The following is a 16,685-nucleotide window of genomic DNA, read 5'->3' on the forward strand; positions in this document are numbered from 1 at the left end:
TAGTCGTCCTGCCGAAGACCGTCTCGGTTCACAATGGAATCATGGAAGGTCTAGCCGAGCGCGTCGCACATCGGACGAACATTCGGGCTCTCAGGTTCGCTCTGACTTTGGCCGAGGAATTGCATTTCGGTCGGGCTGCGCAACGCCACTACATCGCTGCTCAGCCTTTTGGACGGATCATTCGAGGTTTGGAGTCCGATCTCGGTTACCGACTGTTCGAGCGCACCAGCCGGCGGGTGTCTCCCACTGCCCAGGGGTATGTGTTTCTCGATCGTGCGCGGCAGGTCGTCGACGCCTTCGACAGGCTGATCCTCGGCCACCCCATCGGCACGTCGGCGGACCACCTGACGTTCGGGGTGCTCGGCTTCGGAATTTCTACGCTGTGGGAGGACTTCAAGGATGGCTTGTCGGCCGCAATTCCCGACCTGTCCTTCAGTTTCGCTGATTTGACCTTGTCCGAGCAGTACGACGCAGTGCTTTCCGGTCCAGTAGACGTGGGGTTCGTTCAGGCCCTGAGGCCTGTCGATGGAATCGACCTGATCCCGGTGACCGCTGGGCAGCGGGTCGCCGTCGTTCCGAAACACTCCGACATGGCCGACGCGACATGGCTGTCTGTCGCGGACATCGCAGACAGTGTGTTCGTCGATGTAGAGACGGGTGGACTACTCGAAGAATGGGCCGGTCACGCTTGGGCGAACGGACGCGGCGGCGATCGTGTTCGTTACCCGGCCGCCATTCCTTCGGCAGTGGCGTTGACCGGTCGCATCGCGGTACACGCAGCAACCGCTGCGTCGTACTATCCGCACCCTCAGGTCGCGTTCGTTCCTCTGGAGGGTCCGGACTGCACGATCGCCATTGCCGTGAGGTCGGACGACCATCGGCCAGAGATCGATCTGATTCGCACCATTGCGCACGCTCTTCTTTCGACCTGAGAGCGGTAGATCGTAACTTTTTCGACTGATGATGTCGGCGCAGCTGCGTGTTGAACTGTCGTGACCACGATCATAGACAGAAGGTATGCAATGACGCGTCACCGCACAATTGTCCGCGGAGGTCATCTGGTAACGATGGATCCGCAGCTCGGCACCCTTCCCTCCACGGATATTTTGATCGAGGACGGGATTATCGTAGCGATCGGCCCGAACTTGCCTGACGCGCATGCGGAGGTCATCGACGCGAAGAATCACATCGTCGCTCCCGGGCTGATAGACACACACCGCCACACATGGCAGACCCAGATGCGGGCATTGTGCGCGGACTGGACTCTCGCCGATTACTTCTACGGAATCCGGCTCTCGGTGTCGCCGGCATACACCGCGGACGATGTGTACGTCGGCAACCGCCTCGGAGCAGTTGAGGCGTTGAACGCCGGTGTGACGACAATCCTGGATTTCTCTCACTGCATGAACTCGCCCGATCACAGCGATGCTGCGGTGACAGGGCTGCGCGACGCTGGAATCCGCGGCGTCCTGGGCTACGGATTTTTCGATTCGAGTCCGCAGACACCACAGTTCTTCGCAACTCACGCCGACAGGATCGCAGACTTCGAACGCATTGCTGCGCAGCATTTCCCGGATCCCGCTGGCTTGCTGAACTTGGGAGTGGCCCTTACCGAGGTCGGACTGCGCCCTCTGCGCGACACCGCCGCAGAAGTTGCCGTGGCGCGGGCTCACGATGCATTGATCGTGACGCATACAGGGTGCATTTGGTCCATGCCGTCGGGCATCGCGGAGCTCGACGAAGCGGGACTGATCGATGCGAATCAGGTGCACGTGCACTGCAACACGCTCACCGATGACGAATGGGACATTCTTGCGCGCAGGGGCGCGAAGGTGTCCATCTCGCCGGAGACCGAACTGAACATGGGAATGGGGAAACTGGTCTTCGATGCCGCCGAGCGCCGGGGAATCGAACCGACCCTCTCCACCGACATCATGTCGCTCAATTCGGGCGACATGTTCGCACAGACGCGGATGGCGATCGGATTCAAGCGGTGGTCGGACACCGAAAAGGCGAACAACGCTCGCCAAGACCCGGCGGCAGTGTCCGTCTCGGCGCACGATGCATTGAAGTGGACGACGGTCAACGCCGCGAAAGCACTGGGTATGCGAGACCGCATCGGAAGCATCACCGTCGGAAAGCGAGCAGATCTCATTCTGGTCGGCGGCCCCTCCATCACGCAGCACACCCACATCGACCCCGCTGGCACCCTCGTTTTCCAGACATCGGCCGAAGATGTGCGAACCGTGCTCGTGGACGGGAAAGTCGTCAAGCGAGACGGCGAGATGGTCGATGTGGATCTACCTGCACTCACCGCGCGAGCCGCGGAATCCTCCCGGTCGGTGCTCGAACGTGTGCGCCGCGCAGTACCGGTGCTCCCGGGAACACCCGAGGGAATGTTCGAGGGTGTGGGGGCCATGCTCAAAGCGAATCTGAAGGAAATCCGGTGATAGCTGCGGCTCAGCCCGACTCCCTGCCGACGCCGTCCTTCGACGAGATCGCGCCAGCGGTGTGGGCGTGGGTGCAACCCGACGGCAGCTGGTGGATCAACAACACCGGCGTGATCGCGGGCGACGACGGTGACGTCATTGTCGATACCTGCGCAACTGCGCAACGCACTCAGGCGTTCCTTCGAGCCAGACGCCGAGCCCACCGCAGCGACACTCCGATCAGGTTCGCTCTCAACACACATCAGCACGGCGACCATACATACGGCAACAGTCAACTTCCCGAGTCGACCGTCATCATCGGTCAACGGCACATGCGCGCAGGCTTGGCAACCGACACCGTGATCTGCGGCTGCCCGCCGTTCTGGGAGCCCGTGCCGCAATGGGGTGATGTGAGTCTCCGGCTACCGTCGGTGTCGTTCGACCGGTCGATGGAACTACATCTCGGTGACCGAATCGTCGAACTCCACCACCCCGGCTACACCGCACACACAACCGGCGATGCGGTCGCATGGTTGCCCGCCGAAAGGGTTTTGTTCGCAGGAGATCTCGTATTCAACGGTGTTACGCCTCTGGCGTTCATGGGGTCGCTGACGGGGGCCCTACAGTCGTTGGATTGGCTGAGAGAATTCGATGCCGAGATAATCGTTCCCGGGCACGGTCCGGTCATCGAGCGTTCCGGGATAGACGACGCGCTCGAAGCGATCGCGGACTACTACCGCTACGTGCAGAACGCAGGGCAACAGGGCTACCTCCTCGGTATGACTCCGCTGGACGCAGCGCGCACGGCCGGACTCGGTGACTATGCCGCAATGCCGGACGCCGAACGGCTCGTACTGAATATTCATCGCCACTACGCCGACATGTCGGGTACCGAACTGGACATCATCGCAGCATTTGCGGACGCCGTGTCGTTCAACGGCGGACCCATGACGTCGAATCTCTGAAAGAAGCTGATCAACAATGCGATTCGTGAACTTCACTCATAGCGGCAGGCCCTGTGTCGGGCTCGTCGAGGACGGTGTCGTATTCGGACTGGACGACGGTATTCGTATCGTCGATCTGCTCGGAGACGACCACGCGGAACAACTGCGGGCGGCCGGAGACCGAGCGCGGACACACCCTTCCGTCACCCTCGACCTCGCGCAGGCGGACCTGCTCGCGCCGATCCCAGCGCCGCCCACAATCCGCGACTACATGACCTTCGAGCAGCATGTTGCCGGCGTCGCTCGACTGGCCGACGAAGACAGCGTGGTACCAGAGCAGTGGTACAAGGCACCAGCTTTCTACTTCACCAATCCATACGCCGTGGTCGGGCCCTATGCTCCCGTCGCTGTCCCTCCGGGGTGCGAGCTGTTCGACTTCGAGTTGGAGGTCGCGGCGGTGGTGGGCCGGGCCGGGCGCGACGTCGCAGTGGCGGAAGCCGACTCCCACATAGCCGGGTACATGGTCATGAACGACTGGTCTGCACGAGACCTGCAGTTCGCCGAGATGCAGGTCCGGCTCGGACCGGTCAAAGGAAAGGACAGCGCTACATCCTTGGGGCCGTTCTTCGTCACGGCCGACGAACTCGAGCCATACCGGGCCGGCAACGCCTTCGATCTCAGGATGACCGTAACGGTCAACGATGCTGTTGTCGGCGAGGACAATTGGTCGAACATGGCCTTCTCCTACGCGCAGATGCTGTCCTACGCATCGCGAGGAACGGAGGTGCGGCCGGGGGACATTCTGGGTTCCGGGACGTGCGGTTCGGGCTGTCTGGCCGAGATCTGGGGCAGACGGGGTAGATCAGCGCTCCCCCCACTACACCCCGGAGACGTCGTCGCACTCGAGGTAGACCTATTGGGTCGGCAACGTAGCACAATCGTCGCGTCCACAGCCAACGTCCCGATCAGCGAGTTCCGCGCACTGGGCATCCGCGCCGGGGCAGTACCAGGACGACGTGCTGACCACAGCCCGACATCCGCAGACGGCAACGCATGATGGAGGCACACACCACCGCGATCCACCGCTCTCGTCGACAAACATCTTCGTTCCCGACATCTCGGTCTCTGCTCATGTGCTGGCGCGGGCATGCGACGACCCCGACAAGGCCGCGCGGTTCCGGTTCTCGCATGGATGCACTATCGACCAACGAATCATTGCTGTTCAACGACCTTCGTACGGACCCGTAGGAGCAGCACTGATCGGTGTACGCGTTCCCCTGATCATCCGGCACGGCGGAGTTGTTCGCCTATGAACTCTGGTCTGCCTAATGCTTCAGTCGGTCCGGACGCGTGCAGGACTCATCGCCGGAGCCACCAGCGCAGCGAGCACTGCAACCGCTGCAAGGGCCCACCAGGCATGTTGAAATGCCGGGTGCGCTTCACCGAATCCACGAGGCGTGCCGAGAACCGCCACGAGCAGGCTGACACCCAAGGCAGTGCCGATCTGTCGACTCATGTTCACCACGGCACTGCCGGTAGCGGTCTGCGACGGCGGGAGATCCGAGGTGGCCGACGACAAGATCGTCGGGAGTGCAAGACCGATTCCGGCACCGCCGATCAGCAGACTCGGCAGCAGATCCGTCACATAACTGGGTTCCTGACCGACCTGAAGCGAGATCAGCAACGAACTGCACGCCATCAAGGCACATCCGAGGGCAACGATGACTCCGACCGGGATCCGAGATGCGAGTTTATGTCCGACGACCGTGAACAGCGGAACCATCAGGGGTCCCGGCACCACCGCGAACCCGGTGCGGACGGCAGAATATCCCCAGATCTGCTGCATCCAGAGGATGTTGGCCAGCAAGGATGCGGCGAAGGGGATCGAGAACAGGACCGCGGTGAGGTTGGCGAACGAGAACGCACGCACTCGGATCAGGATCGGGTCGATGATGGGCGACGGGTGCCGCCCGGAACGGGCGATGAATCCGATCAGTGCAACCACGGTTGTCGCCCACGCTGCCACGATACGTGCGTCGGTCCATCCCCAGTCGCTCCCTTCTACCAGAGCGAGTGTCAGTGCACCGATGGCGACGGCCAACAGCACAGCGCCCAGGACGTCCGGCATCTTCGTGACGGTCTCGTCGCGAGATCGGGGCACGACAACAGCGGCTGCGATCAATGCAGCAACCCCGATCGGAATGTTGACGATGAACACCCACCGCCAGGAAATCTCTACGAGAACGCCACCCACCGCCGGACCCAGCGCGGCGGCAAGTGCGCCTGTGGCCGCCCAGATTCGCACTGACCTCGCCCGCAGGTGCGGCGCGGCAGCGGCGACGACGAGGCCGAGGCTGGCCGGGGTCAGAATTGCCGCGCCGACAGCCTGGACCGCACGAAAAGCGACGAGCATCCAGATCCCACTGCTTGCCGCGCACGCTGCGCTCGCGGCGACGAATATCGCGAGTCCGAGCAGGAAGCTCCCCTTGCGTCCGTACCGATCCGCCAAACGTCCAGCGGGCACCAGCAGCGCCGCGTAGATGATCGTGTAGGCGTTGAGGATCCATGAGAGCTGCGACAGGCCCGGACCGTCGAAGTCTCGTCCGATGTCGTCGAACGCGACATTGACGATGAACACGTCCAGGCTGGCCATGAACGCGGCCAGGGACAGAACGCCGAGCACGACACCGTCGCGCTGCACCCGCGAATCGGTAGCCATTCCGGTCATCGCGGGCACGTCTCAATTTTCATGCATGGAAACTATCAGACCGGATCGTTTTCAGGACCGGTTGTGTGACGGGTACAGTCCGTTCGGTGTCGAAATTGTGTTCCGAGTACGTCAAGGGGTGAGGCGGGATGGCCACCGTTCTGCGATCCGATTGTCCGCTGAACCTTTCGGTGGAACTGATCGGCGACCGATGGACCCTACTCATCCTGCGGGACATGATCTTTCGCGACAGACGAGGATTCAGGGATTTGTTGACCAATTCTGATGAGGGAATCGCATCCAACGTGTTGAATGCCCGCCTGCACGCGCTCGTCGCCGCGGGCATCGTCACCAGGCGCAAGCACGCTGGTCACAAGCAGAGGATTGTGTACAGCCTCACCGCCAAGGGTGTGAAGCTGCTGCCAGTGATGATCCAGCTGGGTGCATGGGGTGCCGACAACGCCCAGTCGCACTCACCGACTGCACTCTGGTTCCGAGTTGCAGCAGCAGCGGGACCGGACCTCTGGGACCGGATGATGTCCGAACTACAAGTGCGACACAGCAGTACGGAAGCGGCCGACGCAGCCGCCGAGCCTGCGTTCGCAGGCCTCGCGATGAAGGTGGCCGCAGCAACGCGGCCTACCGTCGATGCCGACCCTTCCTGACCAGCTGTCTGCCGTTCATGTTCGGTCTGTCCCGAAGATGGCCTCGGCCTCTACCCCCACGGCCTTCAGGAGGGCCTCGACCTTCTCATCGAGTTGGTGGCCGACCCGGGTGACTTCGGCAATGCCGAGGCCGGCAAACACCGTACTGGGCTGGACGATGGCAAACACTGCACTGCCTTCGGCATCCGCGAACACAAGTGCGCGAAGCGGCGCATAGAGCATCGCCTTCGGATCATGTCGGAACATGGATTCTGCGATGACGTGATTTCCGATCAGATATTCGACGGTCGTGGTGGAGTGACCGGCGAGCCGCATGGCATCAGTGGCGTCGACCTTCGCGTACCGAAGCAGACCGTGAGGTGCCATGCCGTCGACGGCGCGGACCATGTCCTGCCAGGTGCCACCTGCGGTGACGAGGCCCTGCAACGCGGAGAGGTCGGCCTCGGGCACCGCTCGCTCCAGCGCGATGAGGAACTCGTCGATGGGGATACCTGTAGCGATCTCCACCCGCGTCATCGTGTGCGGTGTTCGCCTTATCCGGGTATTTCCGGTCATAGTTGCCCTTCCTTAGCTTCGAGTTGTTTGCTGACCCAGATCACGGGGGACGGGTCTGCGAACTTCGATATCCGCCGGTCCCAGGTCGTCGAGCCCGTCCGCGCTGACACGAACTTTGACAGGGCGCCCGCTGTTGCGCTCGACGAAAACCAGCGGCGGTGTGGCCTCCTGCAGATAGGTGTCGCCCCACTGAATCATGGCGAGCAGGACGGGGAGCAGATCTTCCCCGGCGGACGTCAGCTGATAGCCGTCACGCACACGCGATCCTTCGTCCTGGTACGGCACCCGCACTACCACCCCAGCAGACTCGAGCATGCGCATTGCCCTCGAGACGGCGGGCGCAGACACCCCGGTTCGATCGACAAAGTCGTCGAATCGCGTAGTGCCGTAGAAGCACTCGCGCACAACAAGAAACGTCGTTCTTGTTCCCAAGGCTTCGAGCACCGAGGCGATCGAGCACCGGTCCGCTCTCCACCGCCCTCGGTCGGCCAGCCGGTTTTCGAACTTCATGGGCATGGCCCCCAGTATAACTAACGCTTGCGTTAGTCAGTTGACGATGCTTGACTCTGACTAACACAAACATTAGTCAGATCTTCAGGAGGTAGGCGTGGTCTCATTGGCGAACAAAACGGTTCTGGTGACAGGCGGGCGGCGCGGGCTGGGCTCCGCGCTGGTCGACGCAGCGCTGGAACGCGGTGCCCGCGCTGTCCATTCGACCGCTCGATCTCCGTACGACGATGCACGCGCCAAGGTGGTCACTCATATCCTCGATGTGAGGTCTCCGGAGTCCGTGGAGCATCTCGCGGCAGCCCTCCCCGACGTCGACATCGTGATCAACAATTCGGGAGTCCTGGTTCCGGCACCGCTCCTCACCGGTGACTTCGCCGAATTCGTCGATACTTTCGAGGTCAACGCTTTCGGTCCGTTGCGCGTGGTCCGTGCCTTCGCGCCGATCCTCGCCGGACGCGGCGGCGGCGCAGTCGTCAACATCCACTCGCTCTACTCCTGGCTCGCAGGAAGCGGTTCCTATGGTGCCTCCAAGGCTGCCATCTGGTCGCTCACCAATTCGCTGCGCATCGAACTCGAAGCACAACACACGCACGTCCTCGGTGTGCACGCAGGTTTCATCGACACCGAGATGGTGACAGCCATGGACCTACCCAAAGCAGCCCCCGCAGACGTCGCCACCCGGATTCTGGATGCACTCGAAGCGGGGGAGGTCGAAGTGTCGACCGACGAAACCACCATCACGGCGAAGTCGATCCTCGCCGGACCCGTGCAGAACCTCACCTTCAGCTACGTCCAGTAATTCTGTTACCCCACAGATCAGTTCAGGAGAAACCATTGCCTTTGTGGAAGATCCACCACACTCCCCGCCTCTTCGGCGACACCGAAAAAGCGCAGTTGGCCTCCGATATCACCGACTACTACGAGAAGGTCGGCCTGCCTCGTTTCTACGTCGTCGTAATCTTTGCCGAGACCGCCCCCGCCAACCTGTACGTCGGGGGCGAACAACGGCCGAGCGTGCGTGTCGAAATCGCGCACATCGCTCGACATTCGAACGATTCAGCGGGCCGGCGTCGCATCTCACAGCGAGTCAGCGATATCCTTGCCCCGCACGTCGACAGGCACGAGGGACTGCACTGGGAGTTCCATATCGACGAGACCAGCGAGGAACTCTGGAGGATCAACGGGCTCGTCCCCCCACCCGGCCGGTCTGACGCAGAGAAAACCTGGGCCTCGTCGAACAGCCCGCTGCCGTATTGATCGTCCAGCCACGGAATGCACTGGTGTTATCGACGAACAGGCCATTTCATTTCAGCAGCGCCATGGCGCATTCCGATCGAGGGGCGACACTGATTTCGTCGGCAAGGACGCCTGCGACCACCCCCCGGGCTGTGCGCCGACTCAATGCTTCGAGCCACCGGGGTGCGCTGGAAGGAATATCAACGTCAAGACCGCCACAACGGCAGTCACGGCAGCAGCAACCAGGCTGCCGGTGGACAACCCGTCGACAAACTGTGCCTTGGCGAGGTCGGACAGTTGTTGCCCGAGTACGGCTCCAGGATCTCCGCCGATTTCGGTGGCCTGACGTGCGGCTTCGATAGCGGAACCCACCGACTCACGTGCGGGCTCGATGAGCACTTCGGGCAGATCTGTGGCCTCGAACCCCTCGCGGTAGACGGAAAGCGCGACCGATCCGATCACAGCGACGCCCAAAGTTCCGCCGAGTTCGCGCGTGGCGTCATTCACGGCGGACCCCATACCGGCCTTCTCCGTCGGCACGACGCCCATAATTGCTTCTGTGGCAGGTGAACTGATCAGACCGAGTCCAGCGCCCAGTAGAACCATCTGGATAGAAATTTGTCCGTAACCCGTGTTCGCGTCGACCGTCGCAATCCACAGGAACGCTGTTGTCAGTAAGCCGAGTCCGGTTGCCACCACCAATTTCGAGCCGATCGTGACCGCGAGCCGTGGACCGATCAATGAGAAAGCGGCGAGCGACGCCGCGACGGGCAGTATTCGCAGACCGGTCTCGAGGGGACCGTATGCACGCACCGATTGGAAATACTGGGTAATCAAGAAAATGAATCCGAACATGGCGAAGAAGGCGCTTGTCACAGCCCCACTGGCCGCGGTGAATCTCATGTTGGTGAACAACCGCACATCCAGCATCGGATGCTGCGCCCGAGATTCTCGGACGACGAATACGACAAGAAGCAATGCGGCGACACCGAACCCGACAAAGGTGGCCGGAGATGACCAGCCTCTGTCGGGTGCCTCGATGATTGTGTGAACCAGTGAACCCAACGCCAGCACGGACAACACAAGTCCCGACTTGTCGAGTGGCGGCGTCGATGGATCGCTCGAGTTCGGAACGAGAAGGACGGCCATGAGTACGGTGAGCGCAGCAATTGCACCGTTGAACACCAGTGTCGATCCCCACCAGAAGTGCTCGATCAAGGCCCCTCCTGCGACCGGTCCCACAGCCACCGCCACCCCGGTCGCGGCACCCCACACCCCGATCGCCATCACTCGTTCCGACCGGTCGGTGAACACGTTGGTCAAGATGGACAACGTCACCGGATAGACGACGGCTGCAGCGATTCCTGCGAGTGCGCGCCACGCAATCAGTTGATCGGGGGTCGCGCTCAACGCGCCGCCGATGGAGGCGAACGTGAACAGACCCAGTCCTCCGATCAGAAACCACCGTCGACCGAATCGATCACTCAGCGAACCCCCCGCCAGCACAAGCGCCGCGAATGCCAGATTGAAGGCGTCGACCACCCATAGCAGGTCTCGGGTGGTCGCACCCAAATCGCGGACCAGGGTGGGCAGCGTGATATTGACGATCGTCGTCGACACGTTCACGACAAATACTGCGAGACAGAGCGTGACCAGTACCGCTGACTTGCTCCACGGCCGATCGTCCGGGGTTTCCATCTTGGGCATAACGAACTTATACCAGTGTCGGGACGGCTTCGCGCGACCGGCGGTGCAGGTGATTTACAGCGGAATTGTCACAAGGGGAAGGCGACGCCGGTGAGCTTCTCACTGACGTCCCACAGTTTCGCGGCGAGCGCAGGGTCCTGTGCCATGCGTGTCATGGACGCCGGGCCCGGCTTGCCGCGTGACTCGAACAGCGATGTGGGGCCGCTGTAAGTGCCGCCGCCCGCGACGTCGACAGCATAGATGGTGGGAAGTGCTCCGGCACGGGCAGATTGAGAGATGAACTTCAAACCGATGGGTGCCAACATCTTCAGGATCTTGCTGCTGCCCATACCTTCTGGGCTCGTGTACAGCTCGGTCGACGAGATACCGGGGTGCGCGGCATTGCTGGTCACCTTCGATCCGGCCTTGTCGATCCGACGCTGCAACTCCAGCGCGAACAAGATGTTCGCGAGCTTGGAGTTCGCGTACCCATGCACAGCACTGTAGCCACGCTCGAGCTGAAGATTGTCGAAGTCGAGCTTGGGGCCCTGCTTGTGCACGACCGAGGCGATGGTGGTGATTTTCGCGTCGTCGGAAAGCTTGGGAAACAGCAGGCCGGTCAGGGCGAAGTGGCCGAGATGATTGGTGCCGAGCTGCAGCTCGAATCCGTCCTCGGTCTCGGTCCGCGAGGCCGGCATCATGACGCCTGCGTTGTTGATCAGTACGTCGATCGACTCGGGAGCCGACGCGGCGTATGCACGCACCGAGGCCAGGTCGGCGAGATTCAAAGTCGCCGTGTCGACGGTTCCGTTCGGTGCCTCCGCGGAGATCTTTGCGGCTGCAGCGTCTGCCTTCTGCTTGTTGCGACAGGCGAGCGTCACGTGGTCGCCACGTTTCGCGAACTCCAAAGCTGTGTAGTAGCCGATACCGGTGTTTGCTCCGGTGATGACAACGCGATTCTGTTTGATTTCAGGCACGTTCCCAGAGTACCCTCGAATGTGTAATTTGCATTCGCGCACAGCGGAATTCAGTGGAAATTCGTATTATCCGAGGGGCGATGATCGTCCGTTTCGGACTCGAAGCATCGATGCACTTCAGGACCCCGATCGGCCCGTCATGCAACCAAAAGCGCCGGGAACGAACAATCGATTCGCCTTTCGTGCAGCTGTTGGCCGAGGCCCCTGTTTCGTTCTCGCGACATTCTTACGAGCAGGCTTGGGCAGGACGCGTTCAGCTTTACCCATAGTCGTTGCTGTGCAACGTATTCAGTAGTTCACGAGAGTGCGATCTCCGGCACCGTCGCAAGTGATCCGGTGGCACCGGGACGCCGACGTCGTTGCGAGTGTTGATGCAATTCAAGCAGATTGCCATCCAGCGCTGTTTCCGCCGCTGCCCACGTTGTTCGAACTGTCGGACGAAGGATATGTTGCGAGAAATCGAAGTACGATGTCTGCGAACTCTGCCGGTCGTTCGATTTGTGGCATATGTCCTACATTCGTGAACATGTGGGTCCTCGCATGAGGGAGAACACGAGCTGCGGCCTTCATGTGGCGGGCGGGCAGTATTCGGTCGCGATCACCCCAGACGACGAGCGTGGGCTTCCGCTCAGCGGCTACGCGGGTGTTCAGTGTTCTCTGCCAGTCCGCTGAGATCCCGCTCCGAAATGTCGCGAGCGAACGCACGGTTTCCCACACGACGGTGCCGGTGTCGGGTTGCGCGGCAATTATCGCGGCATGTTCGAGGCGGGCGGATGTTGCCAACGACGAGTCGACGAACAAGGCCTTCTCTGCAGTTGCGATGGTGACCGATGTCTGGTGGGTGGCGAGGAAGCGACCGACCACCGGTGCGCCCAGCAGTCGAAGGAACGGTGTCACCTCTTTGCCGAAACCGGCACTGTTCACGAGCACAAGGCCGACAACGCGATCCGGATCGAGAGCCAGGATCTGTTGTGCGACAGCGCCTCCAAGTGAGTTGCCAATGATGTGAACAGGTCGCAGTTCCTCGAGCTCATCGAGAGTGTCGATCACACCGCGAGCGAGGACCGCTAACGTGGTGGGGTAGGGCGAACGCTCCGAGAATCCTGACCCCGGCAGGTCGGGCGCAATGAGCCGATAACCGTCGAGCCTCGGAAACTGCGGTGCCCAATCCTCCAGGCTGCGACCGATGCCGTGGAGCAGCAGCACTGGAGGGTCTTCGCGGTTGCCGCTCACGTGCACCCTGGTGCGTCTGCCGCCTACCGTCAGCATTGCGACACTCATCGGGCCGGCACGACCGTTTCGACTCGCGCAGACGTGACGTGCAGATCGACCCGAGGTGTGCGCGAGTGGTTCACATAGCCTGAGCGCGACGTCTCGAGGTGGTAGCTCGTGCCGGTTCCGGTGAGGCCGGCACCGACGACATCGACGTGCGCGGGGAGCGTGTTACGCAAAGTGATTCTCCTCTGTGGTCGAACGTGTGCGAATCGCCGGTGTAGCGGATGGTGTCGGTCCGGGTCGGGTTTTTCAACAGCTCCTGAAGAGACTCGGAGTCGTGTGCCGAACTGAGGAACTTCCGAAATGACGGCGGTTTTCGCGGTATCTGTGACTGCTACTGCACGCTAGGCTTGTGTCAGTGCTCTGCGCTCGTCTTCAGGGATCAGACCTGAGAGCAAGTTTTGTGACGTCGTGACAAACTCGGCACGGACTCGAGTGGCCGACCCGGGTAATGGGGGGATGTCGATGGCGATGGCTGAACGTGCGGCTCCCCAATGGGTGCCGCTCCGCGAGGACCGCGCCCGTGAAGTGTGGCACCGGACGCTCCAACCGCTGGCCGTCGAAATCCGGGGGTTGGCGGAATCAGCGGCGAGCGAGATCATGGATCGCGTCCGCTCGATTGTTCCTGACGCCTTTCCGAACGAGCCGATGTTCATCGAGAACGTCAGGAGCGCGGAGGAATTGTTGCGTCTGTTCGCCCAATTGCTCGAAGTCGGTGCTGACCCGAATCTTTCTGAGGCGCCGCTTTCGGCGCTCGACATACTGCGGTCCTCCGTGTGGAGAAATGTGCCGTTCTCTGCGAACGCGCGGATCTATCGGTTGGCTAACGAGCAGGTGTGGCGATGGCTCCACGGACTGATTCTGAATATGGACGTGACCGAGTCGGACAGAGCGGTGGCGGTGGACCTCGTGACGACGATGCTGATGCAGATGGCCGATCGGGTGATCAGTCGTGCCGACCAGGTGTACGAGGCCGAACGGGAGATACGGCTCCAAGGCGCGGCGATGGCGCGCTCAGCCGCGATCGACGAAATCCTCGCGGACCGAAATCGCGACGTGGTGTCTCTATCGAACAGGCTGCGCTACAACCTGAACCGAGACCACGTCGGCATCATTGTCTCGACGGACGGAAAGTCCGGCGGTCCGACGGCACCTGATCTGACCGAGATCGTCGTGGCAATCGCTCGCGCCAACGCTGCCGAGTCGTATCTCAGCCACCCATTGGGAGCCCATGAGGTTGCGGGGTGGTTTGCGCTTCGCCGGAGCGCGCGCGGCGAGGTGGTCGTCGACGAGGGTGGCCGGCTCAATCGTCTGGCGGGCGTAAGGGTGGCCGTCGGCGACGCGATGTCAGGTCTCGAGGGTTTCCGCTCGACCCATGAGCAGGCACGGCGTGCGCGGTCGGTCGCTGATCTCTCTGGGGCCGCGGGGAGCTCGTCGGTCACCCACTACCGGGATGTTGCTTTGATCGCTCTGTGTGTCAACGACATCGAGCACGCCGCTCGATTCGTGGCGCACACCCTCGGTCGGCTTGCCGGTGACGACGAGGCGATGAGACAGCGTGCGCGAACGCTCGGCGTCTACCTGTCGTTGAACCGGAGTCGCGCGGCAACAGCGTCGGCGCTCTCGGTGCATCCGAATACGGTGAGTTACCGTGTGCGACAGGCTGAAGAGGCGCTGGGCAGGACCATAGAAGTCGAGCCTGTCCATCTCGGTATTGCGCTCAGCCTGCTCCCTGCGGTGCGGGCCGTCATTCCTCGGCTCTAGCCGACAACCGCGTGCGCGGTGACCTTGCACCACCGCAGTTGTGAGAAGCTCTGGACCCCGATACAGGAACGCACCCCGCCACCGTTGAACACGGTGGCGGGGTGCTTCTGGACGTGCAGAGGAACGAGCTACTTGCCTGCAGCTTCCGAAGCCCGCAGGTCCTTACGAAGGATTTTGCCCGCTGCAGATTTCGGCACGATGTCGATGAACTCGACGCGTCGAACCTTCTTGTGCGGAGAGACACGCTCGGCGACGAACGCGATGACGCCCTCCTCGTCGATGGTGGCACCCTGCTGACGGACCACAAATGCCTTGGGGATTTCCTCGCCCTCGTCGTCGAGCACACCGATGACGGCCGCGTCGGCGATCTCTTCATGTGTCAGCAGCAGGGCCTCCAGCTCGGCCGGGGGCACCTGGTAGCCCTTGTACTTGATCAGCTCCTTGAGCCGGTCGACGATGTACACGACACCCTCGTGATCAGCGACGGCGATGTCACCGGTGTGCAGGTAACCGTCGGAATCGAGGGTTTCGGCGGTGGCCGTGGGGTTGTTGAGGTACCCGACCATCACGTTCGGTCCCTTGACCCACAGCTCACCGGGCTCGCTCAATCCCTCTGCGGGAAGCTCGATCTCATTGCCCGTGCCCGGGTCTACGAGCTTGTTCTCCGTGTTAGCCAACGGCAGACCCACCGAACTGAGCGGCATGTCGTCGCGATCGAACGGGATCGCGTGACTGACCGGACTGAGCTCACTCATCCCGTAGCCCTGACGCACCCGCGCGTTCAAACGCTTGCCGACGGCCTTGCCGAGCTCCTCGTCCAACGACGCCGCGCCCGAGAAAATGGTGTGCACGCTGGAGAGGTCGTACTGATCGATCATCGGATGCTTGGCGAGCGCGACCGCAACCGGCGGTGCGATGAACAGAAACGTCAACTTCTGGTCCTGAATGATGCGCAGGAACTCGACGAGATCGAACTTCGGCATCGTCACCAGATGCGCACGCAATTTCAGCGCAATGTTGAGCAACACCGTCAGACCGTAGATGTGGAAGAACGGCAACACCGCCAACACCGCGTCGTCGGTGTCGATACCCACCCGCGGTTCCATCTGGGCCACGTTCGCGACGAGGTTGCGGTGGGTGAGGATGACGCCCTTCGGCACACCCGTCGTTCCGGAGGAGTACGGCAGTACAGCAACGTGCGTCTCCGGATCGAACGACACCTCGGGAGCCGGTGCGCCCTGGGTGAGCAGGTCACGCAAACTCGGATGCCCCTTGGCACCGTCCAGCACGATCACGTGATCGGCGTCGAGGCCGACCTTCTCCGCGGCGGACTTCGCCTGCGGGTACAGCGGCGAGACGGTGAACAGGAACTTCGCACCCGAGCCGGTGAGCTGCTTGGCGATGTCCTCGGCGGTGTACAGAGCGTTGATCGTCGTCGCGGTTCCGCCTGCACGCAGAATGCCGTGCAGTACCGACGCGAACGCGGGGACATTCGGCGAGTGCAGTCCGACGACGTCGCCGACCTCGAGTCCACGTGCGGCCAGAGCGCCTGCGATGGCGTCGATCTGGCCGATCAACGTCTTGTAGGTGGTGACGGCACCCGAGGTGCCGTCGATCAGTGCCGGCTTGTCGAGATCGGATTCGGCGATCGATCCGAACAGGAAGTCGTAGACGCTCAGATTCGGAATCTCGACGTCGGGAAAGGGACTGCGGAAGCTCATGGCTCTCCTTATGAATACTGCGGCGGCAATTGCCGAACCTTGCAGTCGATGCGGTCACAATAGATTTGGCACGGTAGCCGCGTCGAGCGTGCCGTGGCTCGAACACGACAACGACGATGGCTCACCGACGAAGTAGCGAATCGTAAACGCCGCCGGCCAGAGCAGCGGGCAACGTGACGTAGAACGACCTAGTTGTTCACCGCCAGAACACGAGGG

The 16,685-nt window shown here is 61.9% G+C and carries 15 protein-coding genes; 8 read left to right on the top strand and 7 right to left on the bottom strand.

Features of this window, described 5'->3' with window-relative positions; all coding sequences use genetic code 11:
* Nucleotides 1-41 precede the first annotated feature (41 nt).
* From ACNEOT_RS24090 to ACNEOT_RS24105, 4 genes are all read left to right on the top strand, one after another.
* The gene (locus tag ACNEOT_RS24090; RefSeq protein WP_415977220.1) at nucleotides 42-932 is read left to right on the top strand and encodes a LysR family transcriptional regulator; all 891 of its coding nucleotides are present in this window, start codon (nucleotides 42-44) and stop codon (nucleotides 930-932) included.
* A gap of 90 nt (nucleotides 933-1,022) precedes the next feature.
* A complete protein-coding gene (locus ACNEOT_RS24095) occupies nucleotides 1,023-2,450 on the top strand; it encodes an amidohydrolase family protein (RefSeq protein WP_415977222.1) in 1,428 nt (475 codons plus the stop codon).
* Entirely contained in the window at nucleotides 2,447-3,394 is a 948-nt protein-coding gene (locus tag ACNEOT_RS24100; RefSeq protein WP_415977224.1) for an MBL fold metallo-hydrolase, read from the top strand. The genes ACNEOT_RS24095 and ACNEOT_RS24100 overlap by 4 nt, the downstream gene beginning before the upstream one ends.
* Nucleotides 3,395-3,419: 25 nt before the next feature.
* Nucleotides 3,420-4,430 carry a fumarylacetoacetate hydrolase family protein gene (locus ACNEOT_RS24105; protein WP_415977225.1) on the top strand — a complete coding sequence of 337 codons (1,011 nt, stop codon included), beginning with the start codon at nucleotides 3,420-3,422 and terminating at the stop codon, nucleotides 4,428-4,430.
* Nucleotides 4,431-4,706: 276 nt separating this feature from the next.
* Here the strand turns inward: ACNEOT_RS24105 and ACNEOT_RS24110 are convergent, their stop codons facing one another.
* The gene (locus ACNEOT_RS24110; protein ID WP_415977313.1) at nucleotides 4,707-6,101 is read right to left on the bottom strand and encodes an MFS transporter; all 1,395 of its coding nucleotides are present in this window, start codon (nucleotides 6,099-6,101) and stop codon (nucleotides 4,707-4,709) included.
* A gap of 128 nt (nucleotides 6,102-6,229) precedes the next feature.
* Between ACNEOT_RS24110 and ACNEOT_RS24115 the strand changes: the two genes are divergently transcribed.
* On the top strand, nucleotides 6,230-6,745 hold the full coding sequence (locus ACNEOT_RS24115; RefSeq protein WP_415977226.1) for a winged helix-turn-helix transcriptional regulator: 516 nt from the start codon (nucleotides 6,230-6,232) through the stop codon (nucleotides 6,743-6,745).
* Nucleotides 6,746-6,760: 15 nt separating this feature from the next.
* Here the strand turns inward: ACNEOT_RS24115 and ACNEOT_RS24120 are convergent, their stop codons facing one another.
* Nucleotides 6,761-7,300: a DUF302 domain-containing protein gene (locus tag ACNEOT_RS24120; RefSeq protein ID WP_415977227.1), complete on the bottom strand. Its 540-nt coding sequence runs from the start codon at nucleotides 7,298-7,300 to the stop codon at nucleotides 6,761-6,763.
* A 12-nt stretch (nucleotides 7,301-7,312) separates the two neighbouring features.
* A complete protein-coding gene (locus tag ACNEOT_RS24125) occupies nucleotides 7,313-7,810 on the bottom strand; it encodes a winged helix-turn-helix transcriptional regulator (RefSeq protein ID WP_415977315.1) in 498 nt (165 codons plus the stop codon).
* Nucleotides 7,811-7,907: 97 nt separating this feature from the next.
* On the opposite strand from ACNEOT_RS24125, the gene ACNEOT_RS24130 reads away from it, so the two are divergent.
* Nucleotides 7,908-8,609, top strand: coding sequence for an SDR family oxidoreductase (locus tag ACNEOT_RS24130; protein ID WP_415977229.1), 702 nt, complete (start codon nucleotides 7,908-7,910; stop codon nucleotides 8,607-8,609).
* 35 nt (nucleotides 8,610-8,644) lie between these two features.
* A complete protein-coding gene (locus ACNEOT_RS24135) occupies nucleotides 8,645-9,067 on the top strand; it encodes a tautomerase family protein (RefSeq protein WP_415977230.1) in 423 nt (140 codons plus the stop codon).
* 141 nt (nucleotides 9,068-9,208) lie between these two features.
* Here ACNEOT_RS24135 and ACNEOT_RS24140 read toward each other — a convergent pair whose 3' ends face one another.
* The 3 genes from ACNEOT_RS24140 to ACNEOT_RS24150 form a co-directional block, all read right to left on the bottom strand.
* The gene (locus tag ACNEOT_RS24140; protein ID WP_415977232.1) at nucleotides 9,209-10,753 is read right to left on the bottom strand and encodes an MFS transporter; all 1,545 of its coding nucleotides are present in this window, start codon (nucleotides 10,751-10,753) and stop codon (nucleotides 9,209-9,211) included.
* A gap of 68 nt (nucleotides 10,754-10,821) precedes the next feature.
* Complete coding sequence (locus tag ACNEOT_RS24145; protein WP_415977234.1) at nucleotides 10,822-11,709, bottom strand: oxidoreductase; 888 nt, start codon at nucleotides 11,707-11,709, stop codon at nucleotides 10,822-10,824.
* Nucleotides 11,710-12,087: 378 nt separating this feature from the next.
* Nucleotides 12,088-12,990 (bottom strand): alpha/beta fold hydrolase, encoded by a 903-nt coding sequence (locus tag ACNEOT_RS24150; protein WP_415977235.1) that lies wholly within the window; start codon nucleotides 12,988-12,990, stop codon nucleotides 12,088-12,090.
* 465 nt (nucleotides 12,991-13,455) lie between these two features.
* On the opposite strand from ACNEOT_RS24150, the gene ACNEOT_RS24155 reads away from it, so the two are divergent.
* Nucleotides 13,456-14,748 (top strand): PucR family transcriptional regulator, encoded by a 1,293-nt coding sequence (locus ACNEOT_RS24155; RefSeq protein WP_415977236.1) that lies wholly within the window; start codon nucleotides 13,456-13,458, stop codon nucleotides 14,746-14,748.
* Nucleotides 14,749-14,876: 128 nt separating this feature from the next.
* Here ACNEOT_RS24155 and ACNEOT_RS24160 read toward each other — a convergent pair whose 3' ends face one another.
* Nucleotides 14,877-16,469, bottom strand: a complete 1,593-nt coding sequence (locus ACNEOT_RS24160) for an AMP-binding protein (protein ID WP_415977237.1) — start codon at nucleotides 16,467-16,469, stop codon at nucleotides 14,877-14,879.
* Between the last annotated feature and the right edge of the window lie 216 nt (nucleotides 16,470-16,685).

Origin of the sequence: Rhodococcus sp. 077-4, from assembly GCF_047782425.1 — a bacterium.
In the GTDB taxonomy this organism is placed as follows: Bacteria; Actinomycetota; Actinomycetes; order Mycobacteriales; family Mycobacteriaceae; genus Rhodococcoides.